21 protein-coding genes are annotated in these 24,166 nt (G+C 68.7%); 4 read left to right on the plus strand and 17 right to left on the minus strand.

What is annotated here, in order from left to right:
* Positions 1-46: 46 nt before the first annotated feature.
* From ACI766_RS14255 to ptxS, 3 genes are all read right to left on the minus strand, one after another.
* On the minus strand, positions 47-997 hold the full coding sequence (locus ACI766_RS14255) for a sugar kinase (RefSeq protein ID WP_003158932.1): 951 nt from the start codon (positions 995-997) through the stop codon (positions 47-49).
* Positions 990-1,772: a sugar phosphate isomerase/epimerase family protein gene (locus ACI766_RS14260; protein WP_003113739.1), complete on the minus strand. Its 783-nt coding sequence runs from the start codon at positions 1,770-1,772 to the stop codon at positions 990-992. Before ACI766_RS14260 ends, ACI766_RS14255 begins: the two co-directional genes overlap by 8 nt.
* A gap of 71 nt (positions 1,773-1,843) precedes the next feature.
* Entirely contained in the window at positions 1,844-2,866 is a 1,023-nt protein-coding gene (gene ptxS / locus ACI766_RS14265; RefSeq protein WP_003113738.1) for a transcriptional regulator PtxS, read from the minus strand.
* Between the two features lie 562 nt (positions 2,867-3,428).
* Between ptxS and ptxR the strand changes: the two genes are divergently transcribed.
* Positions 3,429-4,367, plus strand: a complete 939-nt coding sequence (ptxR, locus tag ACI766_RS14270; RefSeq protein WP_003139449.1) for an HTH-type transcriptional regulator PtxR — start codon at positions 3,429-3,431, stop codon at positions 4,365-4,367.
* A 235-nt stretch (positions 4,368-4,602) separates the two neighbouring features.
* On the opposite strand, the gene pvcD is transcribed toward ptxR, so the two are convergent.
* The 6 genes from pvcD to ACI766_RS14300 form a co-directional block, all read right to left on the minus strand.
* Complete coding sequence (gene pvcD / locus ACI766_RS14275) at positions 4,603-5,250, minus strand: paerucumarin biosynthesis heme-binding protein PvcD (RefSeq protein WP_014602929.1); 648 nt, start codon at positions 5,248-5,250, stop codon at positions 4,603-4,605.
* Positions 5,243-6,745, minus strand: coding sequence for a paerucumarin biosynthesis protein PvcC (gene pvcC, locus ACI766_RS14280; protein ID WP_003117812.1), 1,503 nt, complete (start codon positions 6,743-6,745; stop codon positions 5,243-5,245). Before pvcC ends, pvcD begins: the two co-directional genes overlap by 8 nt.
* Before the next feature lie 51 nt (positions 6,746-6,796).
* Positions 6,797-7,672 carry a paerucumarin biosynthesis oxygenase PvcB gene (gene pvcB, locus ACI766_RS14285; RefSeq protein WP_014602931.1) on the minus strand — a complete coding sequence of 292 codons (876 nt, stop codon included), beginning with the start codon at positions 7,670-7,672 and terminating at the stop codon, positions 6,797-6,799.
* A 17-nt stretch (positions 7,673-7,689) separates the two neighbouring features.
* Positions 7,690-8,676 carry a paerucumarin biosynthesis protein PvcA gene (gene pvcA, locus ACI766_RS14290; protein WP_003089256.1) on the minus strand — a complete coding sequence of 329 codons (987 nt, stop codon included), beginning with the start codon at positions 8,674-8,676 and terminating at the stop codon, positions 7,690-7,692.
* Positions 8,677-8,890: 214 nt separating this feature from the next.
* Entirely contained in the window at positions 8,891-9,877 is a 987-nt protein-coding gene (locus ACI766_RS14295; RefSeq protein ID WP_003113732.1) for an asparaginase, read from the minus strand.
* Positions 9,878-9,976: 99 nt separating this feature from the next.
* Positions 9,977-11,422, minus strand: coding sequence for an alanine/glycine:cation symporter family protein (locus ACI766_RS14300; protein ID WP_003113731.1), 1,446 nt, complete (start codon positions 11,420-11,422; stop codon positions 9,977-9,979).
* 168 nt (positions 11,423-11,590) lie between these two features.
* On the opposite strand from ACI766_RS14300, the gene ACI766_RS14305 reads away from it, so the two are divergent.
* Positions 11,591-12,409, plus strand: coding sequence for a transcriptional regulator (locus tag ACI766_RS14305; RefSeq protein ID WP_003160264.1), 819 nt, complete (start codon positions 11,591-11,593; stop codon positions 12,407-12,409).
* A 132-nt stretch (positions 12,410-12,541) separates the two neighbouring features.
* Here the strand turns inward: ACI766_RS14305 and lpdA are convergent, their stop codons facing one another.
* The 4 genes from lpdA to ACI766_RS14325 are packed head-to-tail and all read right to left on the minus strand — an operon-like array spanning position 12,542 to position 17,493.
* Entirely contained in the window at positions 12,542-13,936 is a 1,395-nt protein-coding gene (gene lpdA / locus ACI766_RS14310) for a dihydrolipoyl dehydrogenase (RefSeq protein WP_014602932.1), read from the minus strand.
* Positions 13,937-13,939: 3 nt separating this feature from the next.
* On the minus strand, positions 13,940-15,211 hold the full coding sequence (locus ACI766_RS14315) for a dihydrolipoamide acetyltransferase family protein (RefSeq protein WP_014602933.1): 1,272 nt from the start codon (positions 15,209-15,211) through the stop codon (positions 13,940-13,942).
* Positions 15,212-16,264, minus strand: a complete 1,053-nt coding sequence (locus ACI766_RS14320) for an alpha-ketoacid dehydrogenase subunit beta (protein ID WP_003089248.1) — start codon at positions 16,262-16,264, stop codon at positions 15,212-15,214.
* On the minus strand, positions 16,261-17,493 hold the full coding sequence (locus ACI766_RS14325; protein WP_031631069.1) for a 3-methyl-2-oxobutanoate dehydrogenase (2-methylpropanoyl-transferring) subunit alpha: 1,233 nt from the start codon (positions 17,491-17,493) through the stop codon (positions 16,261-16,263). Before ACI766_RS14325 ends, ACI766_RS14320 begins: the two co-directional genes overlap by 4 nt.
* Positions 17,494-17,802: 309 nt before the next feature.
* Here ACI766_RS14325 and ACI766_RS14330 point away from each other — a divergent pair, with 309 nt between their 5' ends.
* Together ACI766_RS14330 and ACI766_RS14335 are read left to right on the plus strand one after the other, a co-directional pair.
* Positions 17,803-18,264, plus strand: coding sequence for an Lrp/AsnC family transcriptional regulator (locus ACI766_RS14330; RefSeq protein WP_003089245.1), 462 nt, complete (start codon positions 17,803-17,805; stop codon positions 18,262-18,264).
* A gap of 71 nt (positions 18,265-18,335) precedes the next feature.
* Positions 18,336-18,629 (plus strand): inner centromere protein, encoded by a 294-nt coding sequence (locus ACI766_RS14335; RefSeq protein WP_003113727.1) that lies wholly within the window; start codon positions 18,336-18,338, stop codon positions 18,627-18,629.
* On the opposite strand, the gene ACI766_RS14340 is transcribed toward ACI766_RS14335, so the two are convergent.
* The 4 genes from ACI766_RS14340 to ACI766_RS14355 form a co-directional block, all read right to left on the minus strand.
* Positions 18,630-19,631 (minus strand): DNA topoisomerase IB, encoded by a 1,002-nt coding sequence (locus ACI766_RS14340; RefSeq protein ID WP_003113726.1) that lies wholly within the window; start codon positions 19,629-19,631, stop codon positions 18,630-18,632.
* Positions 19,632-19,686: 55 nt separating this feature from the next.
* Positions 19,687-21,420 carry an FAD-dependent oxidoreductase gene (locus tag ACI766_RS14345; protein ID WP_023087517.1) on the minus strand — a complete coding sequence of 578 codons (1,734 nt, stop codon included), beginning with the start codon at positions 21,418-21,420 and terminating at the stop codon, positions 19,687-19,689.
* Positions 21,421-21,606: 186 nt separating this feature from the next.
* Complete coding sequence (locus ACI766_RS14350) at positions 21,607-22,674, minus strand: acyltransferase family protein (protein WP_003089238.1); 1,068 nt, start codon at positions 22,672-22,674, stop codon at positions 21,607-21,609.
* 82 nt (positions 22,675-22,756) lie between these two features.
* Positions 22,757-24,166, minus strand: a complete 1,410-nt coding sequence (locus tag ACI766_RS14355) for a lipid II flippase MurJ (RefSeq protein WP_003122758.1) — start codon at positions 24,164-24,166, stop codon at positions 22,757-22,759.

The following is a 24,166-nucleotide window of genomic DNA, read 5'->3' on the forward strand; positions in this document are numbered from 1 at the left end:
AGCTTGTCTTGTTCTTGTCGCAACAGGTGCCGCGTGGGCGGCGGGTTCAGGCGCTCCTGCGGCGCTCGCGGTCGAGCAGTTGGCTGCGTTTCGGCAGCCCCTCCATGTCGCCGCGGACCTGTACCGCGCGGCTGCCGATCCAGTTGCCGCGCGCCACCGCGTCGGGCAGCGGCAGGCCTTCCAGCAGCGCGCTGACCACCCCGACCGCGAAGCCGTCGCCGGCGCCCACGGTGTCCACCACGGTCGCCACCGGCACGCCGGGGACCAGCCCTTCGCCGTGGGCATCGCGATAGTAGGCGCCGCTCGGGCCGAGCTTGATCGCCACCGCGTCGACGCCCATGTCCAGGTAGAACGCGGCGATATCCGCGGGTTCCTGCCAGCCGCTGAGCAGGCGGCCTTCCTCCAGGCCCGGCAGGACCCAGTGGGCATGCGCGGCGAGGGCGTTGATCTCGGCGATCATGCGGCGCTCGCTGGGCCACAGCGAGGGCCGCAGGTTGGGATCGAAGGACAGGCTGGCGCCCCTGCCGCGCATGCGCCGCATCAGTTCGTGGGACAGCTCGCAGGCACTCGCCGAGAGTGCCGGCGGAATGCCGGTGGCGTGCAGGTGGCGGGCGCCGAGCATTTCTTCGCGGATATGGGCGAGGCCCAGCCGGCTGGCCGCCGAGCCGCGGCGGAAGTACTCGACCCGCGGGTCGGCACCATCGACCTCGCGGGACTTCATCTGGAACCCGGTGGGCGCTTGCGCGTCGACCTCGACGAAGCGGCAGTCGAGGCCCTCGCGGGTCAGGCTGTCGAGTACGAAGCGGCCGAGCGAGTCGTCGCCGACCCGGCTCAGCCAGGCCACCGCGAAGCCGAGGCGGGCGAGGCCGATGGCGACGTTGCTGTCGGCGCCGGCGATGCGCTTGCCGAACTGCTCGACCCGGTCCAGTTCGCCGGGCTGTTCGGCGACGAACATGGCCATGGTCTCGCCGAAGCAGAGGATCTCGAAGTCAGCCATGCTGGCGTTCCTCCTGGGGCTGGCCGAGGCGGGCGAGGGCGGCGATGTGCCGGCGGCTGAGACTGAGCAGGTCGTCGCCCTGCAGCGGGTATTCGATGGCCCGCGCCACGCCTTCCGGGAAATGCTGCAGCAGGCGCTGCCAGTACTGCAGGTCGGCGGCCGACGGCGGCACCGCGACCAGCTTGCCGTCGCGGTTGCGGATCACCGCCTTGCAGTGCACGTAGCCGACATAGCGGCCAAGGCGCAGGGCGGCTTCGTCGGCCGCCTGCTCCTGCCAGCGCCAGTTGCCGATGTCGAAGGTCATCGCCAGGTCCAGCTGCTGGCGTTCGGCGAGGCGGAAGAAGCGTTCCAGCACCTCGATCCGGCCGCCCTGGGGCGTCTGGTCGTTCTCCACCAGCAGTTGCAAGCCGTGGCGCGCCAGGCGCCGGCCGAGGGCGGCGAGATCGGGCTGTTCCGGCAGAAGGCCGAGCGAGACCTTGAGCCATCCGGCTCCGCAAGCTTCGGCGCGGCGCAGGGTCGGCTCCAGCTCGGGGTTCAACTGGCCGTCTTCGCGCCACAGCTCGAGGGGTGAGGAGAACACGCACTCCAGCCCCTGCAACTGGATGGCGGCGGTCAGCGCCTCGGTATCCGGCGGGCCGGCGAAGAGTTCCTCGCGCAGTTCCACGCGCTGCGCGCCGGCCATCGCCAGCAAGGGCAGGAAGCTGGCCTGGCCGCGACTGCGAACGAGGTCCGCGCCATAGCTGGAAAGACTGATGGAGACGGGGTGAAGGGACATTGGCGATCCTCTGAAACCGGTTTCATTTCAAGCCGTGCGAAAGCCGCCGGCAACGCGCCGGCGGCGGGCCGCTAGCCGCGTGGATGGGTCGAGCCGCGAACGATCAGTTGCGCCGGGAAGGTCACCCGGCGCGCCGGCTCGCGGTCGCCTTCGAGTCGCGCCAGGAGGCGCTCGAAGGCGGTGCGGCCGATTTCGTCGGTGGGTTGGGCGAGGGCGGTGATGCCGCTGCCCACCAGTGGGTACCAGTCGAGTTCGTCCAGGGCCAGCAGGCCGACCTCATCGAACAGCCGGCAGCCGAGGTCGCGCAGTTGGCGGGTGGCGCAGAGGGTGGCGACGCCGTTGCAGGTGAACAGCGCCTTCGGCCCGGGGCCGCTGGCCGAAAGGAAGGCGCGCAGGCCGTCGCGGAAGAAGTCGTCGGTTTGCAGGACCTGGCCCTTGAGCGCCGGTCGCCGGCCGATGGAGGCATTGAAGGCCTGGACCCGCTCGATCCGCGAGCTGGTGCCGTCGAGCGGTTCGGTGACCAGCAGGATGTCGCGGAAGCCGCGGTGCTGCAGGTGGTCGAGGGCCTGTTCGACGGCGTCGGCGTTGTCCAGGCCGACCAGGTCGGTATCCAGCTCGGCCAACTGGCGGTCCACCAGCACCATCGGCAGTTCGCGGTGCAGGGCGCGCAATTCGCCGGGATGGTGGCCGAGGGTGTTCACGATCAGTCCTTCGACGTTGTAGGACTGCAGGGCGGCCAGGTGATGACGCTCCTGCTCGTCGTCGCGGTCGGTATTGCACACCACCAGGCTGTAGCCGTGTTCGCGGCAGGCGGTTTCCACGCCATGCATGACGGCCACGGAGTAGGGGTTGAGGATGTCCGCCACCAGCATTCCGATTAGCCGTGTGCGCCCGCGCTTGAGGCCTCGGGCCATCTGGTTGGGGCGGTAGTCGAGCTGGTCGATGGCGCGCTCGATGCGCCGGGCGGTGGCATCGGCGAGCAACTGGCGGTCGCCGCCGATATAGCGCGACACGCTGGCCTTGGAGACGCCGGCGGCCTCGGCCACCTGGTTGATGGTGACGCGGCCACGGCTGGGCAGTACTGAACCATTCACGGACCTGGTACCTCTTGGTGCTGTTCTTATTGGTGTGTCCGGCTGGTCTTCGCCAGCGGATGCCAGGATTTGAAACCGGTTTCAGAAAATACCAGAAGGCCGATGCCCGTCAACGGGAAAAAAACGCCTACCGGGGCCGAGCCAGGCATGAGGCCAGGACGTTGTTCATGAAAACCGAATAATCGTTTCGAATGATGGTTTGCAATTATTAATGTCGAATGGAATGAATGTGCCATATCTCCATAAATAAAAAGGAAGTTTGTCCAATACTTGAGAAACTACTTTAAGAAGGTTTTGTCGGTAGAAAGCGATCAATCAGGCGAGCTTCGCTGACATGAAAAGCACCCGGCCGACCGTCTGAAGCAGTTCTCATTTATCGGAAAACGAAGGTGGCGCGCTGAAACTTATGCGCGCCTGGCGGTCTTTATCGACGACCTGACCGCCCGGTCGCGTCATCACGCTCACCGATCGTTGCGGGTCCTGTCGAATGCCGCCGTTCCGTCGCAGCAGGATTTTTCGACAAGACCCGTCCGGACCCACTTCCCGGCTAAGGAATGACAGGATGAGCGCCGCCCTGGAGCGATTGAATCATCTGAACCTGAATCACTTGTATGCCTTCGTCGCCGTCGCCGAACACAACAGCTTCACCGCCGCGGCGGAGGCCCTGGGCTTGTCGAAATCGCTACTCAGCGAGCAGTTGCGACGCCTGGAGGCCGACCTCGGGATCCAGTTGCTGACCCGTACCACCCGTCGCATGACCCTTACCGATCGCGGCGAACTGCTGTTCGGCGTGGCCCAGCGCATGCTCGGCGAGCTGGACGGCGCGCTCTCCGATGTGCGCGACCTGCAGGGCGAGCCCAGTGGCCGGTTGCGCATCACCGCGCCGCAGGACTTCGTCAAGTGGCACATCAGCAGCGTTTCCGCGGCGTTCATCCGGCAGTTTCCCAAGGTCCAGGTGGAAATGCTGGCCGATGACCAGTTCAGCGATCTGGTCGGCCAGCGCATCGATCTCGCGGTACGTATCGGCTGGCCGCGCGACTCCGGCCTGCATGCCAGCAAGCTGTGCGACTTCCAGCAGGTTGCCGTGGCGACGCCGGGATACCTCGCCGGTCTGCCGCCGGTGCTCCAGCCGCACGACCTGGCGCGTTGCGAATGGATCGGCCATACCCGCCTGAGCACGCCCTGGACCTGGACCTTCGAACGCCAGCGCGAGCGTGCCACGGTACAGACCCGAGGGCGCCTGCTGGCGAACAACACCCTGGCGGTGTACCGCCTGGTGCTCGACGGTGCCGGCGTCAGCGTGCTGCCGAGCTTCCTGGTAGCCCGCGAGATCGCCCGCGGACGGCTGGTCCGGCTGCTGCCCGGTTGGCGCCTGCCGCAGGGCGGCATCTATGCCCTGTACCCCTCGGCGCGCTACATGCCGGTGCGGGTCAGGGCGTTCATCGAGTCGCTGCGCGAGCATCTCGGTCGCGAGCCGTTCCGCCTGGCGCAGGGCGAATGAGGCTGGGCATCCGTGCTGGGGGGCTGTAGGGCGAATAACGCCACAGGCGTTATCCGCCGCTGGCGTCGCGGATAGGCGGCGGATAACCGCAAGCGGTTATTCGCCCTACGGATCGGGCTTCGGCAGCATCTCGGTCGCAAGCCATTCCAACTGGCGTAGGGCGAATAACGCCACAGGCGTTATCCGCCGCCGATGCCAGGGATAGGCGGCGGATAACCGCGAGCGGTTATTCGCCCTACGGCCCCAGGCTGCCCAGGTAGCCGGCGAGCGCCTGGATGTCGCTATCCTCCAGGCCGCCGGCGACCGCGCGCATGGTCGCGCTGTTGCCGCGCTTGCCGTCGCGGAAGCCGTGCAACTGGGTTGCCAGGTATTCCGCCCATTGCCCGGCCAGGCGCGGCGCCTTCAGCGCCGCCAGGCCCTGGGCGGCGGGCCCGTGGCAGGTGACGCAGGGCGGTACGCCGCGCTGCGCCAGGCCATTCTTGAAGAGCTGGCGGCCGCGTTCGCGTTGCCTCGGGTCGGCCAGGGTCTGCTCGCCGGCACTCATGCGCTGGGCGGCGAACCAGGCGGAGACGTTGACCACGTCCGCCGCGCTCAGCTCCTCGCCGCGGCCGTTGGTGGCCGGGTTGCGCCGGCGCTGGGTCTTGAGGTCGTAGATCTGCTTGTACAGGTATTCCCGGTCGAGCCCGGCGAGCTTCGGGTAGCTGCGGTTCGGCCGCGGCCCGCCGTTGCCGTCGTCGTCGTGGCAGCGCGAGCACATTTTCTGCGCCATCGCCTTGCCGCGCGCCAGGTCGGCGGGCGCGTCCGGGCCCGGCACGGCGGCGGCCAGCGGCAGGGAAAGCAGGGCCGAGAGGCAGCCGGCCAGCCAGCGTTTGCGCTCAGTCATGCTGCCAGGGCCCCCGCAGCCAGCCGTGGATGTCGTAGTCGGCCATACAGCGCTGGACCATCGCCTCGCAGTAGGCCAGGTGCCCGCGACGGCTGGCCCAGGCCAGCGAGTCGAGGCGGATCTGCTCGGCATTGCCGGAATAATGGCTCTCATAGACCGCGTGGCGCGCGCCGAACTCGCTGCCGGTGGCGTCCCAGATCAGCTTGAACAGCTTCAGGCGCTGCTCCGGCTCCAGCTCGGCACCGCGGTAGTAGCTGTCCACCAGCCGCCGCGCCTCGCCGTCGCGCAGGTCGGCGGCGCCCGAGACGGTGACCAGCGGGGCGCCGCCGAGGGCGCTTTCCAGCAGCTCGCGGACCCGCTTCCAGATCTGCGGCACCTGGATGCGCAGGGCATTGGCGTACTCCAGGCGCGGCACCGCCGACCCGGCGGCGTTGCGCTCCGGGTCGCGGGCCATGGCGGTGGTCAGCGCCTGCAGCAGGTGCTGCAGGGCGATCAGCTCGCCGAGGGCAGCCTGTATCCCGCGGAAGCCCTGGGTGCCATTGGCGCGCACGCCGAGGGAAAGCAGGCCGATCATCAGCTCCAGCTTCACCCCGAGGCGGATGCCGGACTGGAAGTTGTACAGGTTGGCGAAGCCCGAGTCGGCATAGAAGCCGGTGGCGCGGCGCAGGTCGCGGTAGACCAGGACGTCCTCCCAGGGAATCAGCGCCTTGTCGAACAGCAGCACGCTGTCGTTCTCGTCGAAGCGGCTGGACAGCGGATAGTCGAAGGGACTGCTCGCGCGCTCCTCGTAGGATGGCCGGCACATCAGGCGCAGGCCGGGGTTGTCCATGCGGGCGAAGAACACCAGGGCGAAGTCCTCGGCCTTGCCGGCTTCCATCTGCGCCGAGGCGACCGGGGCGACGAAGGTGGCGTTGGTGATGGCGCTGCCGGTGGCGAGCATCTTCGCCCCGCTGACGACGATACCCTGGTCGGTCTCGCGTTCGACGTGGACGAACACGTCGCGCATCTCGTGGATCGCCTTGCTGCGGTCCAGCGGCGGATTGATGATCGCGTGGTTGAGGAACAGCCCGCGGTCGGCGAAGGCGCGGTGCCAGGCGCAGGCGTTCTGCCGGTAGTCGCCGTAGAAGCCGGCGCCGGCCTCCAGCCCGGACATGAACGCCGCCTTGTAGTCCGGGGTACGCCCCATGAAGCCGTAGGTCATGCGCGACCAGCAGCCGATCGCCTCGCGCGCGCCGAGCAGGTCCTCGGCGTTCTGCGCGGGGGTGAAGAAGCGGTGGCTGCGGCGGCCCTGGGCATCGACCCGGGTGAGGACGTCGCGCTGCTCGCCGTGGAGGCCGTCGTAGAGCCCGGCGATGCTGCGGCAGGCGTTGCGGAACGCCCTGTGCCGGGTGACGTCGGCGACCCGTTCGCCGTTGAGGTAGACCTGGCGACCGTCGCGCAGGCTGTCGAGATAGTCGGCGCCGGTCATCAGCGCGTTGGGGACGGAATGGCTCATGCTGGTTCCTTGTCGGGACGCCGGCCGTGGCGCGCACGGCCGGCGGGGCGGTCAGTCGCGCTGCAGGTGCGGGTTGCGCAGCGCCGGCTCGGCGTGGATATGCACCCGCCGCAGGTGGCGCGGCGCGCGGTGGACGAAGGCCTCGCGACCGTGCAGCAGGGTCAGGTTGTCGGCGATCACCAGGTCGTCGCTGCGCCAGCGGTGGGCGTAATGCGCCTGCGGGTGGTACAGGCAGCGGCGCAGGCTGGCGAGCAGTTCGCCGCGCTGTTCCGGGGCGATGCCGTCGTAGTGGAACTCGGAGGGGTTGATGAAGCTGGCGTCGCCCTCGACCGGCGGTTCGCAGAAACGCAGGATGGGGAATTCGCGGCGCGGGTGGCGCTCGACTATCGGCGCCGCCGAGCGGCTGCTGTAGTGCGCCGCGCTGCGCTGGTACCGGCCGCTGGCGCGGCGCCAGAGTTCCAGCTCGCTACTGTCGGCCAGTTGCAGCGCCGCCGGGGTCGAGCTGAAGGTGGTGCGGCCGCCGTCGCTGTCGCCGGGCGCGTCGACACAGTGGAACACCTGGAATTCCGGGACCGTCTCCAGGTACATGCCGTCCCAGTGCAGCGGCACGTAGTTGTTGGCGAAGATGTGGTCCTCGGCGCCTTCCTGTTCCACCAGCTCGAGCACCGCGCCGAACGGCCACAGCATGACTTCGCCGAAGTCGTGGCAGTAGCGGGTCAGGCTCTCGGCGTCGGCGAAGGCGGCGAAGCCGCGCAGGAGCAGCAGGTGGTGGCTGCGAGCCAGGCCCTTGAGCCACTGCGCCGGCAGCTCGCCGACGTGCATGCCGGGGCGGCCGGACTCCAGCAGCAGGCCGAAGCGCGGCTGGTTGCCCTGTTCGTCGCGCAGCGGCGAGAGACGTACCGGTTGATCGCTGAGATAGGCGTTCATCGTCTGGCTCCTCGGGCTCAGGCCACGGCGGCGCGCCGGGCGGCCCTGGCCGGCAGGCGGTAGTGACTGGGCTGGCCGTTGATCTGCACCAGCTCGCCGCCGAGTTCCAGCACCTCGCTGCGCTTCATCAGCACGAAGCGGTCCTCGGTGTTCACCGCCACGCCGTGCCAGGGCGTCAGCCAGTCGTCGCGGGTCGGCATCATGTGGATGCCGAACTTCAGACTGTCCGCCGGCTGCGGATGGATGGACAGGCGGATCGCGCGGGGGAACTGGTCGGCCAGCAGCGCGCCCCAGGCCCAGCTGCGCTGGATCACCCCGTAGGCGCGCTCCTTGGCGTCGCGTTGCAGGGCAGTCTTCGAGCCCTGGTAGTCGGGGGTCAGGCCGTCCTCGTAGAGGAAACGGGTGATGGCGCGGTACAGCAGCAGGCCTTCTTCGCTGGCCAGCAGGGTCTCGCGGATGCTTTCCAGCGGCTCGGCGTAGCCGTCGATCAGCAACTGGCGGAGCTGCTCGTGGTTGTCGCGCTGGGCCTCGAAGGCGCGTACGTCCTCCAGGTTGAACACGCCGATATGGGTGGCGCCGATCTCCTCGATCATCAGGCGCAAGGCATCCTGGTAGGCGCTGATGTGCGCATCGCCGATCCTCACCAGGTCGCCGAAAACCCGGCCGTCGGAGCAGACGGTGATCTTCGCGCCCGGTGCATAGAACAGCTGGATGCGCTGGCACAGGTGGTTGAGGAACGACAGCGACAGGCGCTCGGCCATGTCCGGACGGCTGTCGAGGACCTTGCCGGGGTTCGGCGACTTGGCCGGAAACGCCGGCAGGACGAATTCGATGGGCTCGCCGGCTTCGATGAAGGCGGCGATGCGCGGCAACTGGACCTGTTCGATGCGGCGGATCTCGTCCGCTTCGCTGGCGCTCTGGCGATGCTCGGGGTAACGGCGGCGATAGAGCAACAGTTCTTTCAATACGCGTGCGGGAAGGGTGTCTTCGGCGATGGCGTACATGCAGGTGTTTCCTCCTTGTGGGCGGATGCCGGCGGGGCCGGCAGCGGAAGGCGACATCCTGTGGACTCGCCGCCGGGGGATAAACCGGGGAAGGCCGGAAACACTGTTCGCTGAAGCTTGACGATGGGCGCCGGGCACGGGCGGGCCGCCGGCGTTGTCGCGTATCGCGGGGAGGGCTGAAGGAAGCGGCCGCCGGCGGGCGGCCGCAGGGCGGTCAGTCGGCGTTCTCGCCGCACAGGTCGAGGGCGAACCAGCGTTGCGCTTCGTCGCGTCCGAGGCCGGCGCCGAGCAGGCCGAAGAGCTTGCCCAGGGCCGCCTCGCGGGTCATTCCGCCAGCCGAGAGCAGGCCGGCGTCGCGCAGGCGGCTGCCGGCGGCGTAGACGCCGAACTCGACCTGGCCGTAGGCGCACTGGCTGACCGCGGCGAGCAGCACGCCGCGGGCGTGGGCTTCGCGCAGCAGCGCCAGCAGCTCCTCGTCGTCGGACGGGCCGGTGCCGCTGCCATAGCATTCCAGCAGCAGCGCTTCCACGCCGCTGTCGAGCAGCCCGCGCAGGTGCGCGGCGCGCAGCCCTGGATAGAGCGGCAGCACGGCGAGGTTCACTTCCCGGCGCGGCTGGCGGTAGCCGAGCGCCGCAGGCACCGGCGCATGCTCGGCGTGGCGCGGTCGCGGCAGTTCGGCGAAGGCGTCGAACGCGTCGCTGCGCAGCTTGCTGACTCGCGCGCCGTGCAGCAGGGCATCGTTGAAATAGACCTGTACGCCGCGCGCGTGGCCCTCCTGGAGGACGCGCAGGGCGCCGACCAGGTTGTCCCAGGCATCGCTGCCCGGCGCGCCGGCCGGCAGCATGGAGCCGGTCAGCAGCACCGGGATCGGCAGGTCGAGGAGCAGGAAGGACAGCGCCGCGGCGCTGTAGGCCAGGGTGTCGGTGCCGTGCAGGAGCAGCACGCCGTCGTGGCCGGCGTCGAGCGCGGCGACGATGGCGTCGCGCATCGCCAGCCAGTTGCCCTGGGTCATGTTGGCGCTGTCCAGCGGCGGTTGCAGTTCGGCGAAGCGCCAGCGCAGGTCCGGGGCGTCGCCGAGGCTTTGCAGGTGGTCGCGCATGCGCGCTTCGAAGCCGCCGGCCGGGGCCAGACCCTGCGGGGTCTGCAACATGCCGATGGTGCCGCCGGTGTAGAGCACGAAGAGGTTCTTGACTGGGAGCATCCGTAATCCTTGTGTCGGGCCTTTTCGCGCCGGACGTGCGAAGAGGGGACACCATTGTGGCGCAGGCGCCGCTCCGGGGGGAGGGCGCCTGCGCGAGACTCAGCGATTGCCGCTCGGCAGCGGCTCGGCGTCCGCCTGCGCCGGGGGCTCGGCGCGCTGGCCGGCGGGCCAGGCTTCGCGGTCCAGGTCGAGGTCGGCGAACTGCGCCGAGTCGAACACCGGTTGCTTGATCCCGGCGCGGCGCTGCACGTCATAGTCGCGCATCACCCGCAGGCCGACCTTGAACAGCAGGGCCAGGGCCATCAGGTTGACGAAGGCCAGGCAGGTCATGGTGATGTCGGCGAAGGCGAACACGGTGGACAGGTCCTGCACCGAGCCCCAGACCACCAGGGCCAGCACCAGCGCGCGGTAGCCGATCAGCACCAGGCGGTTGCGGCTGAGGAACTGCAGGCTGTTCTCGCCCAGGTAGAAGTTGTAGAGGATGCAGGTGAAGACGAACAGCGACAGGGCCACGCTGACGAACACCCGGCCCCAGTCGCCGACCACCGCGGCCAGGGAGTTCTGGGTGAGGACGATGCCGTCGCCTTCGAAGCCCGGGGTGTAGAAGCCCGAGAGCAGGATCAGCAGGGCGGTGCAGGTGCAGATCACGAAGGTGTCGAGGAACACGCTGAAGGCCTGGACCACGCCCTGTGCCGCCGGATGGCGCACGGCGGCGACCGCGGCGACGTTCGGCGCGCTGCCCAGGCCGGCCTCGTTGGCGAAGACGCCACGCTTGACGCCCATCACGATGGCGCTGCCGAGCAGGCCGCCGAACGCCGGGTCTAGGCCGAAGGCGCTCTTGACGATGGTTTCCAGCATTGCCGGGACGTGCTCGATCTGGCTGGCGATGACGTACAGGGTGACGCCGATGTAGGCCAGGGTCTTGATCGGCACCAGCAGGTCGGAGACCGCGGCGATGCGCTTGATGCCGCCGATGAAGACCACGCCGAGCAGCACCGCCAGGGCGATCCCGGTGTGCTGCGGGGCGAAGCCGAAGGCGTTCTGCAGCGAATGGGTGACGGTGTAGGACTGCAGGCCGTTGAAGGCGAAGCCGTAGGTCACCAGCAGGAGTACCGCGAAGACCACCGCCATCGAGCGCAGCTTCAGGCCGTGCTGGATGTAGTAGGACGGGCCGCCGCGATACAGGCCGTCGCCGTCGCTGCGCTTGTAGACCTGGGCCAGGGTGCATTCGAAGAAGCTGCTGGACATGCCGACCAGCGCGGTGACCCACATCCAGAACACCGCCCCCGGACCGCCGAGGGTCACGGCGATGCCGACCCCGGCGATGTTGCCGGCGCCGACCCGGCCGGCGAGGCTCAGCATCAGGGCCTGGAAGGAACTGAGCTGGCCGGCCTGGCCGCGCAGCGATTCCCTGAATACGCCGAACATGTGGCCGAAGTGGCGGAACTGGACGAAACGCGAACGGATCGTGAAGTAGGCACCCAGGCCGACGATCAGGACGATGAGGACTTTTCCGGAAAGGAAATCGTTGAGCATTTCAAGCATGGAGGTCTACCTCGGTTCTTATTCTGGTACCGGCGTGCGCTGCGGCAGCGCCTTGGTGCGCGGCGCATGGTTGGCCATGACGCACCTGGTTACAATTTCGCGGGTTGCTCCTGCTTGATGCGACCTGATGCTAGAATCGCGTCCATAGCATCAGTTTTGGAGCCATCGATGTCCGAGCACCTGGGCGCCAATCTCAAGCTGCTTTGCAGCCATTACCGCTCGATTTCCGAGGTTTGCCGGCAATTGGCGATCAATCGCGCACAGTTCAACAAGTACCTCAGCGGCCAGAGCCAGCCGACGCCGTACAACCGCAAGCGGATCGGCGACTTCTTCGGCGTCGAGGACTACGAGCTGGGCTTGCCGCCCGAGCAGTTCGCCCGCCTGATCGGCGCCCGCACCAGCGCCCAGCCGCGCCAGCCCAGCAACGACCCGCTGTTGCGGCTGCTGCAACCGCTGCGCGCCGAGGCCGGCGACCTGAGCCGCTACTGCGGCTACTACTTCGAATATGCCAACTGCATGTCGGTGCCAGGCAGCATCCTGCTCTCCCTGGTGCATCTCTACGAGGAAGACGGCGTGTTCCTCTTCGAGCGCCAGGAACGCCAGGAGCGCACCAGCAGTACCGACGTGCAGGCGGAGGAGTGGGCGCGCTGCCGCTACCTCGGCGCGGCCTTCCAGTTGCAGGACCGGGTGTTCCTGATCGACTACGAGTCGCTGACCCTCAACGAGATGAGCCAGACCATCCTCATTCCCAGTTTCAAGAGCCGTATCACCCGCCTGAACGGCCTGAAGATGGGCGTTTCCAGCGGTGACCGGCGGACCCCGGCATGCAGCCGGGTGGTCTGGGAGTACCTCGGTGCGGAAATCAACCGGATCAACGCCTACCGCCAGGTGCGCCTGTACCGCCCGGACGATCCGCGGATCGACGAGGATATTCGCCAGCGCCTGGCGGCGGGGAGCTTGCGGCATGGGTTGCTGGAGACGGAGTGAGGGGCGGGGGATCGCGCAGGGCGGTGAGACCTGCTGACGACCCGGTTCGCGGCCACGAAAAAAGCCCCCTTGCCCGACGGGCAAGGGGGTAATGTGCGCCGGTGGTTGGCCGGCTACCGAGGTTCGCGGGAATCAGATGTGCAGGGCGTGTCCCAGCGCGCGCAGGGCGGCTTCCTGGACCGCTTCGCCGAGGGTCGGATGGGCGTGGATGGTGCCGGCGATGTCTTCCAGGCGGGCGCCCATCTCCAGCGACTGGGCGAAGGCCGTGGACAGTTCCGAGACCGCCTTGCCCACCGCCTGCCAGCCGACGACCAGGTGGTTGTCGCGACGCGCCACCACGCGGACGAAGCCTTCGTTGGCCTCCAGGGTCATGGCGCGGCCGTTGGCGGCGAACGGGAAACTCGCCACCAGGCAGTCCAGGCCGGCATCCTTCGCCTGCTCCGGGGACAACCCGGCGACCACCACTTCCGGATCGGTGAAGCACACCGCGGGGATCGCCACCGGGGCGAACTGGCGACGCTTGCCGGCGATCAGCTCGGCGACCATCTCGCCCTGGGCCATGGCCCGGTGCGCGAGCATCGGCTCGCCGGCGAGATCGCCTATGGCCCAGACATTGCGCATCGAGGTGCGGCACTGGTCGTCGACCTTCACCGCCCGGCCGTTCATGTCCAGGCCCAGGCTTTCCAGGTTCCAGCCTTCGCTGCGCGGCTTGCGGCCGACCGCCACCAGTACCTGGTCGGCGGCGATCTCGCGCTCCTCGCCGGCGCCGTCGCGGACCCGCACGCCGTTCTCGCTCGGGCCCAGCAGGCTGTGCCCGAGGTACAGCTCGACGCCCAGCTTGCGCAAGGCCTGGGCCACCGGCTTGGTCAGTTCTTCGTCGTAGCCCGGCAGGATGCGCGGTTGCGCTTCCACCACCGCCACCTCGACGCCGAGCTTGCGGTAGGCGGTACCCAGCTCCAGGCCGATGTAGCCGCCGCCGACCACCACCAGGCGTTTGGGCAGGCTGCCGGGCGCCAGCGCCTCGGTGGAGGAGATCACCTTGCCGCCCAGCGGCAGGATCGGTAGCTCGACGCTCTGCGAGCCGGCGGCCAGCAGCAGGTGCTCGCACTCGACGCGCTGGCTGCCGCCGCCGGCGAGTTCGACCGCCACGCTTTTGCCGTCGAGGATCCTCGCCCAGCCCTGGACGACATCGACCCCGTGTTTCTTCAGCAGCGCGGCGACGCCGCTGGTGAGGCGGTCGACGATGGCGTCCTTCCATTCCACGGTGCGGGCGATGTCGATGCTCGGCGCCTGTACCTGGATGCCCAGCGCCGACCGGCCGGCATAGTGGCGGGCCTTGAGGTATTCCTCGGCGGCGTGGATCAGCGCCTTCGACGGGATGCAGCCGACGTTCAGGCAGGTGCCGCCGAGGGCGGCGCCCTCCACCAGTACGGTGGGAATGCCCAGTTGCCCGGCACGGATCGCCGCGACGTAGCCGCCGGGACCGCCGCCGACGATCAGCAGGGAAGTCTTCAGGATCTGGCTCATCGCTTACTCCAGGAACAGGGTGGCGGGATGTTCGAGCAGGCCGCGCACGGCCTGGATGAAGGCCGCCGCGTCCATCCCGTCGACCACCCGGTGGTCGAAGGAGGAGGAGAGGTTCATCATCTTGCGCACGACGATGTTGCCGCCGACCACCATCGGTCGCTCGACGATGCGGTTGACGCCGACGATGGCCACCTCCGGATGGTTGATCACCGGTGTGCTGACGATCCCGCCGAGCGCGCCGAGGCTGCTCAGGGTGATGGTCGAGCCGGACAGCTCCTGGCGTTGCGCCTTGCCGCTGCGTGCGGCTTCGGCCAGGCGCGCCACTTCGCCGGCGTTGCCCCAGAGGTCGCGCGATTCGGCGTGGCGCAGCACCGGCACCATCAGGCCGTTGTCGCTCTGGGTGGCGATGCCGACGTGCACCGCGCCGTAGCGGGTGACCACCTCGGCCTCGTCGTCGTAGCGCGCGTTCAACTGCGGGAAGTCGCGCAGCGCCACGACCATGGCGCGGACCAGGAACGGCAGCAGGGTCAGCTTGCCGCGCTGGCCACCCCATTTCTGGTTGAGATGGGCGCGCAGGGCTTCCAGATCGGTGACGTCGATTTCCTCGACATAGCTGAAATGCGGGATGCGTCGCTTGGCGTCCTGCATCTTCTGGGCGATCTTGCGACGCAGGCCGATCACCGGCACCGCCTGTTCGTCGTGTCGCTCGGCATACCCCTGCGCGGCGCCGCCGCTGCGCGCGACGCTGCCATCCTGGGTCAGGTAGGCATCGAGGTCCTCGTGGAGGACGCGTCCGGCGGGACCGCTGCCCTGCACGAACTGCAACTCGATGCCCAGGTCGCGGGCGCGCTGGCGCACCGCGGGGGAGGCCAGCGGGCGTTCGCCGGGCTGGCGCCGCTGCCGTGGCGCCTCGCTGTCGCGCAAGGCGCGCGGCGCTTCGGCGGCGGCTTTCGGCGCCGCGACCGGGGCTTCCTTCGGTTTCTCCGGGGTGGCGGCGACGGGCGCGGCCGGACTCTCGGCGAGGTTGCCGGCGCCTTCCACCTCCAGGCGGATCAGTTCGCCGCCCACCGCCATCACCTGGCCCGGCTGGCCGCCGAGGGCGAGGATGCGTCCGGCCACCGGCGAGGGAATCTCCACCGTGGCCTTGTCGGTCATCACCTCGGCGAGGACCTGGTCTTCATTGACCGAGTCGCCGACCTGGACATGCCACTCCACCAGTTCGACCTCGGCGATGCCTTCCCCGATGTCCGGCATCTTGATCACATGGGTACCCATTCAGACCTCCATCACACGCTTGAATGCCGCGCCGACGCGCGCGGGGCCGGGGAAATACGCCCACTCCTGGGCATGCGGGTAGGGGGTGTCCCAACCGGTGACGCGCTCGATCGGCGCCTCCAGGTGGTGGAAGCAGTGCTCCTGCACCAGCGACATCAGCTCGGCGCCGAACCCGCAGGTGCGGGTCGCCTCGTGGGCGATGACGCAGCGGCCGGTCTTCTTCACCGAGGCGACGATGGTTTCCAGGTCCAGCGGCCAGAGGCTGCGCAGGTCGATGATCTCGGCGTCCAGGCCGGTCTCGTCGGCCGCGGCCTGGGCCACGTAGACCATGGTGCCGTAGGTCAGCACGGTCAGCGCCGCGCCGGGGCGGACGATCGCCGCCTTGTCCAGCGGCACCTTGTAGTAGCCGTCCGGCACCTGGCTGGCCGGATGCTTGGACCAGGGCGTCACCGGGCGGTCGTGGTGGCCATCGAACGGGCCGTTGTAGAGGCGCTTGGGCTCGAGGAAGATCACCGGGTCGTCGTTCTCGATGCAGGCGATCAGCAGGCCCTTGGCGTCGTAGGGGTTGGACGGCATCACCGTGCGCAGGCCGCAGACCTGGGTGAACATCGCCTCCGGGCTCTGGCTGTGCGTCTGCCCGCCGTAGATGCCGCCGCCACAGGGCATGCGTACGGTCATCGGCACGATGAAGTCGCCGGCCGAGCGATAGCGCAGGCGCGCCGCCTCGGAGATCAACTGGTCGGAGGCCGGGTAGACGTAGTCGGCGAACTGGATCTCCACCACCGGGCGCAGGCCGTAGGCACCCATGCCGACCGCGGCGCCGATGATGCCGCTCTCGGAGATCGGCGCATCGAACACCCGCGAGGTGCCGTATTTCTTCTGCAGGCCTTCGGTGCAGCGGAACACGCCGCCGAAGTAGCCGACGTCCTGGCCGAATACCACCACGTCGTCGTCGCGCTCGAGCATGATGTCCATCGCCGAGCGCAGCGCCTGGATCATGGTCATGCTGGTGACCGTCTGGGCGTTCTCGTGTTGCGGGTTCATGGCATTCATACCCCGAGCTCCTGGCGTTGCCGGCGCAGGTGCTCCGGCAGTTCTGCATAGACGTCCTCGAACATGCTGGCGGCGCTCGGCACCCGGCCGTCGATCAGGGTGCCATGGCTCTCCGCCTGTTTCTGCGCGGCCAGTACTTCGGCTTCGAGGGCCTTGTGGGTGGCTTCGTGCTGTTCCTCCGACCAGATGCCGAGGCCGATCATGTGCCGCTTCAGGCGGGCGATCGGGTCGCCCAGCGGGAAGTTGGTCCAGTCGTCGGCGGGGCGGTACTTGGACGGGTCGTCCGAAGTCGAGTGCGGGCCGGCGCGGTAGGTGACCCATTCGATCAGGCTCGGCCCGAGGTTGCGCCGGGCGCGCTCGGCGGCCCACTCGGAGGCGGCGTAGACCGCCAGGAAGTCATTGCCGTCGACCCGCAGCGAGGCGATCCCGCAGCCCACTCCACGGTTGGCGAAGGTGGTGCCTTCGCCGCCGGCGATGGCCTGGAAGGTGGAGATCGCCCACTGGTTGTTGACCACGTTGAGGATTACCGGCGCGCGGTAGACATGGGCGAAGGTGAGGGCGGTGTGGAAGTCCGACTCGGCGGTGGCGCCGTCGCCGATCCAGGCCGAGGCGATGCGCGTGTCGCCCTTGATCGCCGAGGCCATACCCCAGCCGACCGCCTGGATGAACTGGGTGGCGAGGTTGCCGGAGATGGAGAAGAAACCGGCCTCCTTGCTCGAGTACATGATCGGCAGCTGGCGGCCCTTGAGCGGGTCGGCCTCGTTGGAGAGAAGCTGGCAGATCATGTCCACCAGCGGGTATTCGCGGGTGATCAGGATGCCTTGCTGGCGATAGGTCGGAAAGCACATGTCGCCGTCGCGCAGGGCCAGGGTGTGGGCGGTGGCGATGGCTTCCTCGCCGAGGCATTGCATATAGAAGGAAAGCTTTTTCTGCCGTTGCGCGGTGAGCATGCGCGCGTCGAACAGGCGGGTCTTGAGCATCGCCCGCATGCCGCGCAGCAGTTGTTCGTTGCTGAGCTGCGGATTCCAGGGACCGACGGCGTGGCCGTCGTCGTCGAGCACACGTACCAGGCTGTAGGCCAGGTCGCTGGTCTCGGCGGGCTCGACATCCACCGGCGGCTTGCGTATCTCGCCGGCGGGGGACAGGTGCAGATAGGAAAAGTCGGTCTTGCAGCCAGGACGCCCGGTGGGCTCCGGGACATGCAGACGCAACGGCTCGTAATCACTCATGACAGGCCTCCGGCCCGGTCCGGGCCAAACGGTTGGAGAGATCAGAAACGGGCGAACGGCGCTCGAAGCGGCGGACTGGGCGGATGGCGGGTTCCCGTCCTGTGGGTGGGGGCGGGTTGCAGGCATGCCGGGGTACGGCAGGCGCGGTCGTACTGGGTGACGTCACTCATGGTGAGGCCCTCGGGTTTTGTTTTTGTAATTTCAGTATAGGCTTCGGGTGCTAGTTTTTTGCTCCAAATTGACTAAGGTATTCCGGCAGTATTGGGTTGTTTGAACTACAAGAATCGCTAACAAGAGAAACAACGCACCATGGCTGAACTCGACCGCATCGACCTGAAAATCCTCCGTGCCCTGGCCGACGACGGCCGCCTGAGCTGGCGCGATCTCGCCCAGAAGGTCGGCCTGTCGCTGACGCCGACGCTGCGCCGGGTACGCCGCCTGGAAGAGGAACACTACATCCAGGGCTACTTCGCCCGGCTCGACGAGGAGCGCCTGTCCGGGGCGATGAGCGTGTTCGTCTCGGTGTCCTTGGAAAAGCAGACCGGCGACTACCTCGCTCGCTTCGAGGAACGCATCGTCGATGCGCCGCAGGTCATGAGCTGTTTCCAGATGACCGGCGATGCGGACTACATGCTGCGGGTTGTAGTCAAGGATCTCGCCGCCTACCAGGCGTTCCTCACCAATACCCTGACCTGCATTCCCGGCGTGGCTGGCATCAAGTCGGCCTTCGCGCTGAAGTCGGTGATGCTGCGCTCGGCCCCGCCGCTCTAAGCATAGACCCTGTCTATCTGCGTAACGTTACGCTATTCTGATTGCGTAACGTTACGCAGATGGAGGCGTTCATGAAAGCCAGCAAACCCGGGCCCAAGCCGAGCGGCAAGGCCAAGTCGGCCGCCCAGCGGATGCGCGAATACCGCGCGCGCAAGGCCGAAGAGGCCCTCGGCGCCGAGCATTCCGACAAGGAGCGCGAGCGGCAGATCCGCCGTGAGGCGCGCGCCGAACTCGAACGCGTGAAGCTGGAGCAGCAGCGCCGCGAACACACCCTGCGCAAGGAACTGGAAGCCTGCCAGACCGAGATTGGCCGCCTGCTCGGCCTGCTGCGCCGGCACGGCATCGATCCGCACCCGGGCAACTGATCAGCCGGGCGTGTCGAGGAAGGCCAGCAGGGTCGCTTCCTCGGCACTCAGCCAGCGGCGCTTGCGGGCGCGCCTGAGCTGGCCCAGTTGCCCGGCCTGGTAGGCCTCGATGATCGCCGGGTGGATGTAGCATTGCCGGCAGATCGCCACGCTGTTGCCCAATTCGGCGGCGACCTCCGCCACCACCGCGCCAAGCCCGTCGGCTTCGGCACGCCGCAGGCGCTCCAGCGCCAGCGCGCTGCCGGCCCAGGTACGGTAGTCCTTGGCGCTGAAATCCTCGCCGGTATGCCGGCGCAGGTACTCATTGATGTCGTGGGAGCCGATGCGGTGCGGCTGGCCGTCCTCGTCCAGGTACTGCAACAGGTCCTGGCCGGGCAATTCCAGGCAGCGCCGCAGCACCCGCGCCAGGCGCGGATGCTCCAGGCTGACGTCGTGCTCGATGCCGCTCTTGCCCTTGAAGCGGAACCGGATGCGACTGCCGTTCACGTCCACGTGCCGGGTACGCAGGGTGGTCAGGCCGTAGGAGCGGTTGTCGCGGGCGTAGCGGTGGTTGCCGACGCGGATCAGGGTGGCGTCGAGCAGCGCAACCGCCAGGGCCACCACCTTGTCGCGACCGAGGCCGGGCAGGCGCAACTGGGCGTCGATGTGCCGGCGCAGCCGCGGCAGCGCCTGGCCGAAGCGCAGCAGGCGCTCGTACTTGTCGGCATCGCGTACCTCGCGCCAGCGCGGGTGGTAGCGGTACTGCTTGCGCCCACGGGCGTCGCGGCCGGTGGCCTGGAGATGGCCGTTGGGGTCGGGACAGATCCAGACCTCGCGATAGGCCGGCGGAATGGCCAGCTTGTCCAGCCGGCGGATCTCCTCGGCGTCGCCGATGCGCTGGCCGTCGGCATCGAAATAGACGAAGCGCTTGCCCTGCCGGCGTCGACGGATGCCCGGCTGGCGGTCGTCGACGTAGCAGAGGCCGGCGGGCAGGGCGGGGATATCCGGTGGCGCTGCGCTCATGCTTGGGTTCCGAAGGAAAGCTTGCCTGTTTAGGCCGTTGCGCCCGCTGGAACGTTCAACCGCGCTGCGCTTGCTCCTGCTCGTAGCCGAGGGCGCCGGCGATATGGCGGCCGGCGATGTAGCCGAAGGTCAGCGCCGGCCCCAGGTTGATGCCGCCGGAGGGATAGTGGCCGGCGAACAGGCTCGCCATGTCCGCGCCCGCCGCGTACAGGCCGGGGATCGGCTGCCCGCCGCCGTCCAGCACGCGGGCCTGGGCGTCGGTCTTCAGCCCGGCGAAGGTGCCGAAGCAGCCGGGCTCGACCTGCACCGCGTAGTACGGTCCGCGTTCGATGGGGGCGACGCAGGGATTCGGCCCCGGATACGCCGGGTCGCCCTGCTTGCGGTTGAATGCCGTGCCGCCGCGGCCGAACTCTGGGTCGCGGCCCTCGCGGGCGTGGCGGTTGTATTCGGCGACGGTGGCGGCCAGGCCGGACGGGTCGATGCCGCAGCTCCTTGCCAACTGATCCAGGCTGGTCCCGCGCTTGAGATAGCCGCTGCGCAGGTGCGCGGCGATCGGCAGCGGCGCCGGACGCACGTAGCCGAGGCCGTAGCGACGCAGGAAGCGCCGGTCGCAGACCAGCCAGGAGCGTGCCGGCTGCCCGGGCGGGGTGGCCTCGAGCAGGGCGGCGACATAGTCGTGGTAACCGTGCGCCTCATTGACGAAGCGCCTGCCGTTGGCCAGCACGCCGATCACCCCGGGCTTGCCGCGCTCGATGATGTGCGGGAAGTGCCCGGTCTCGCCATCGCGGTGGGGAACTCGCGAGACCGGCGCCCAGGCGATCGGCGAGCGCAGGTCGTCGGCCACCCGGCCGCCGGCGCTTTCCCCCAGGCGCAAGCCGTCGCCGTTGCAGCCCGGCGGCGGCAGCGGCAGCAGGGTGTCCAGGGTGGGGGCCAGCTCGGCGCGGCGCTGCGGATCATGGGGAAAGCCGCCGCAGGCCAGGACCACGGCGCCTGCCTCGATGCGCAGGAGTCCCTCGGCGCTCTCGACCAGCGCGCCGACCACCTTGCCGTCACGCAGCAGCAGTTCGCGGGCTGGCGCCGATTCGATCAGGCGCACACCCAGGGCTTCGGCGGACTTGGCCAGGCGCGCTACCAGGGCCACGCCATTGACCAGGTGCATGGCGCGACCGTAGCGCAGCAGGTGCCAGAGGTGGCTGGAAAAGCGCCGGGCGACATGCAGGAAGGCCGGCAGCGAGCGGGTCAGGTCGAGGAAGGCGGCGAGGTCGGCGCCGGCCATGATCGGCATGCCCATGAACGAGGTCTCCCGCAGGGTCTTGCGCAGGCGCGGCAGCAGCGGGCCCAGTTGCCGTGCGTCATAGGGCGCGGCGACCAACTGGTGGCCGCCCTCGGCGGCGCCCGGCGTGTCGCCATGCATGTCCGGGATGCCGTTGCCGTCGACGAACCGCAGGTGGGTGTGGCGCTCGAAGAAGGCCACCATGTGCGGGCAGGCTTCGAGGAAGGCGTCGATCCGCGCGGCGTCGTAACGCTCGCCCAGTTCGTGGCGCAGGTAGGTACGCGGTTGCTCGATGTCCTCCTCGATACCGGCGCGACGCGCCAGCGGGTTGCGCGGCAACCAGGCCCAGCCGCCGGACCAGGCGCTGGCGCCGCCGAACACCGGGTCCTTCTCCACCAGGACTACCCGGCGCCCGTGCCAGGCCGCGGTCACCGCCGCCGCCAGCCCGGCGGCGCCGGAGCCGACGACCAGCACGTCACAGGTTAGCGGGGTGGTCTCGACGGCCGCAGAGGTCATGGCTTCTCCCTTTTTCAAGATTTCGGAACGATGTTCCATATTCTAGGGAGGCAATGCCCGCGTACCAACCCGCTCAGCGAAAGGAGCGGGCGATCATCGGCCAGGTCGAAGCGAGGTCGGCCGCCCGTTAGGGAAAAGGGAGACGGGAGGGGAAAGGCCCGGCGCAGGCGCACCGGGCCGAGGGCGTCAGCGCGCTTCGCCGCCGCCCTGGACCGCGGCGGCCTTCTTGCGCACCGGGAAGGGGAAGTAGAGGGCGCGCAGCAGCGCGACGCGCTTGATCACTTCGCCGATCAGCAGCGAGACGATCACCGAGATCACCAGGGCGACGCTGGCAGCGGCCGGTTCCGACAGACCCAGGTGGACCAGCAGGTTGAAGGTCTTGTGCTGGATCTCGCCGTGGAAGATCAGCAGGATCAGGGTCGACTGGCCGATGTAGGTCATCGCCTTGCCCAGCCAGTCGATCTTCATCATCAGCCCGGACAGCGCCCAGCACAGGTAGACGCCGCTCACCGCCTGGACGGTGGCCCAGAACCAGTGGTCGTAGCGGCGCTGCGCCATGTCCACCACCGTCGGGTAGTAGAGGAAGCTGGCGGTGGTCACGGCAAGGGCGATGCACAGGGTCAGCAACGAACTCTGGTGGCGACGCAGGACGTCGCGCAGGACATAGCCGAACATGAAGTGGGCGCTGCTGATCAGGGTGATGTCCAGGCTGAACGGCAGGCCCGGCAGCAGGTACTGTTCGCCGCCGAACTCCACCGGGATCTGCCAGAACGTCTTGAGGAACAGGATGCCCAGGCCCAGTTGCACGGCCAGCAGCACGCAACTGGCGGCGAGGGACAGGCCGAGACGCTGGATGACGCGCAGCATGAACCAGGCGAACAGGGTCGCTACCCAGAAGTGCGGCAGGTACCAGAGCGCCTGCCAGGGCAGGGTGTCGACCGAGGCGTACAGCACTCCGCCGATGTCCGGCAGCAGCGGCTGGCCGCGCAGCAGGTCGCGGAGGATGACGTAGCCGAGCATGGTCACGAAGAACGGCTTGAGGAGGGCGTCGGCCTTGCGCAGGGCCATCTCGCCGAAGGGTTGCTCGGTCCTGAAGAACACCCCGGAAATGAAGAAGAACAGTGGCAGGATGAACGGAGAGAGCAACGGATAGAGCACGGTCGGCGAACTGGCGACGAACCAGCTGTGCCCGAAGACGATGATCAGGATGCCCACGCCGCGGGTCACATCCATCTGAATCCAGCGTTTTTTCACTTTGCAACTCCCGCTTGACGCGCTAACTCACAGTGGTTGTTCGAAGGCCCCCAGGGCCAGGCTCCCTACCCGGAGCCATGGGTCAATCGGTGCGCCAGGGCCGCAGCCAGAGCGCCATGCCGAGCAGCGCCAGGCAGCCGGCGACGGTGCCCAGGCCCAATTGCAGCCAGATACCGTCGATGCGGAACAGCAGGCCGGCGGCGAGCGCCATGGCCAGGGCGTTCAGTAGCCACAGCCGGGCCCAGGGCAGGGCGCCGAGCAGGGCCTGGCGACGCATCAGCAGCAGCGCGGTGCAGAGCACCCCGCCAAGGGCCGCGAGGGGAATCCCCGGCAGTCCGAAAATCAACGGCAGGACCGCCAGCAGCGCGGCGTTCAGCGCGCTGCCGAGCAGCTCGCAGCGCAGCGGCAGGCGAGTATCGCCGGCGGCGTAGGCGTAACGCGCCAGCAAGGCATTCCAGGCGCCGAACACCAGTGGCACGGCGAACCAGGCCAGCAGCGCCGGCAACGGCGAGCCAGCGGTCTGCCGCGGCAGCAACAGGGCCACCAGGCCGGGTGCGGCAGCGACCAGCCCGACCCCGGCCGGCAGGGTCAGCAGGCTGGCGGTCTCCAGGCCGCGGCGAAGCAGGGCCAGACGCTCGCCACCCTGGCGTCGGCTCATCATGCCGAGCAACACCTGGTTGAGGCTCATCAGGGCGATCAGCGGCAGGTTCATCAGCTTGCGCGCCAGGTTGACCCAGGTCACCGCGCCTTCGCCGAGCAGCGAGGCCACCAGCCGCTCGACCAGCGCCAGGCCCTGGCTGGCGGCGTTGCTCAGCAACAGCGGAGCGATGCGCCCGCCAAGCTCGCCCAGTTCGGTGCCGGACAGGCGCCAGTGCCAGGGCCGCCAGCCCTCGATCCATAGCGAAGGCAGCAGCACCAGCGGCATCAGCAGGCTGCCGAGCAGGCAGGCCAGGGCCAGTTGTTCGGGTTGGCTGGCCTGGCCGTGCAAGGCCAGGTAGAGCACCGGCGGCAGGTTGAACAGCAGCGAGCCGAGCCCGGCCAGGACGAAGCGCTCGGCGGCCTGCAGGGGGATGCTGAATAGCGCATGGAGCATCAGCCCCGGCACGCACCAGGCGAGGACCCGCAAGTTGGCCGCGGCCTGGGCGCTGGCCGTCTCGGCCAGGCCCGGGCCGAGCAAGCGCACCAGCCAGGGCGCCGCCGCCAGCAGCAGGAGGCTGAGCGCCACGGCGATACCGAGCAGCGCCGGGAGGATCGCCGCCAGCCAGTCGAGGCGACGTTCGCCCTGGCGTTCGAGGAACAGTGGCAGGGCCGCCGCGCTGAGCACGCCGCCGGCCAGCGACATGCGCAGGGCCTCGGGCAGGAACAGGGCGATGAGGAAGGCGTCGCTGCGCTCGCCGGCGCCCCAGGAGGCCACCAGCAGCCATTCGCGGGCGAAGCCCAGGCACAGGCCGAGCAGGGTGGCAAGGGTCAGCCAGAAGGCGGAGCCGAGCAT

This window comes from Pseudomonas sp. DL (assembly GCF_047199225.1).
Lineage (GTDB): Bacteria > Pseudomonadota > Gammaproteobacteria > Pseudomonadales > Pseudomonadaceae > Pseudomonas > Pseudomonas aeruginosa.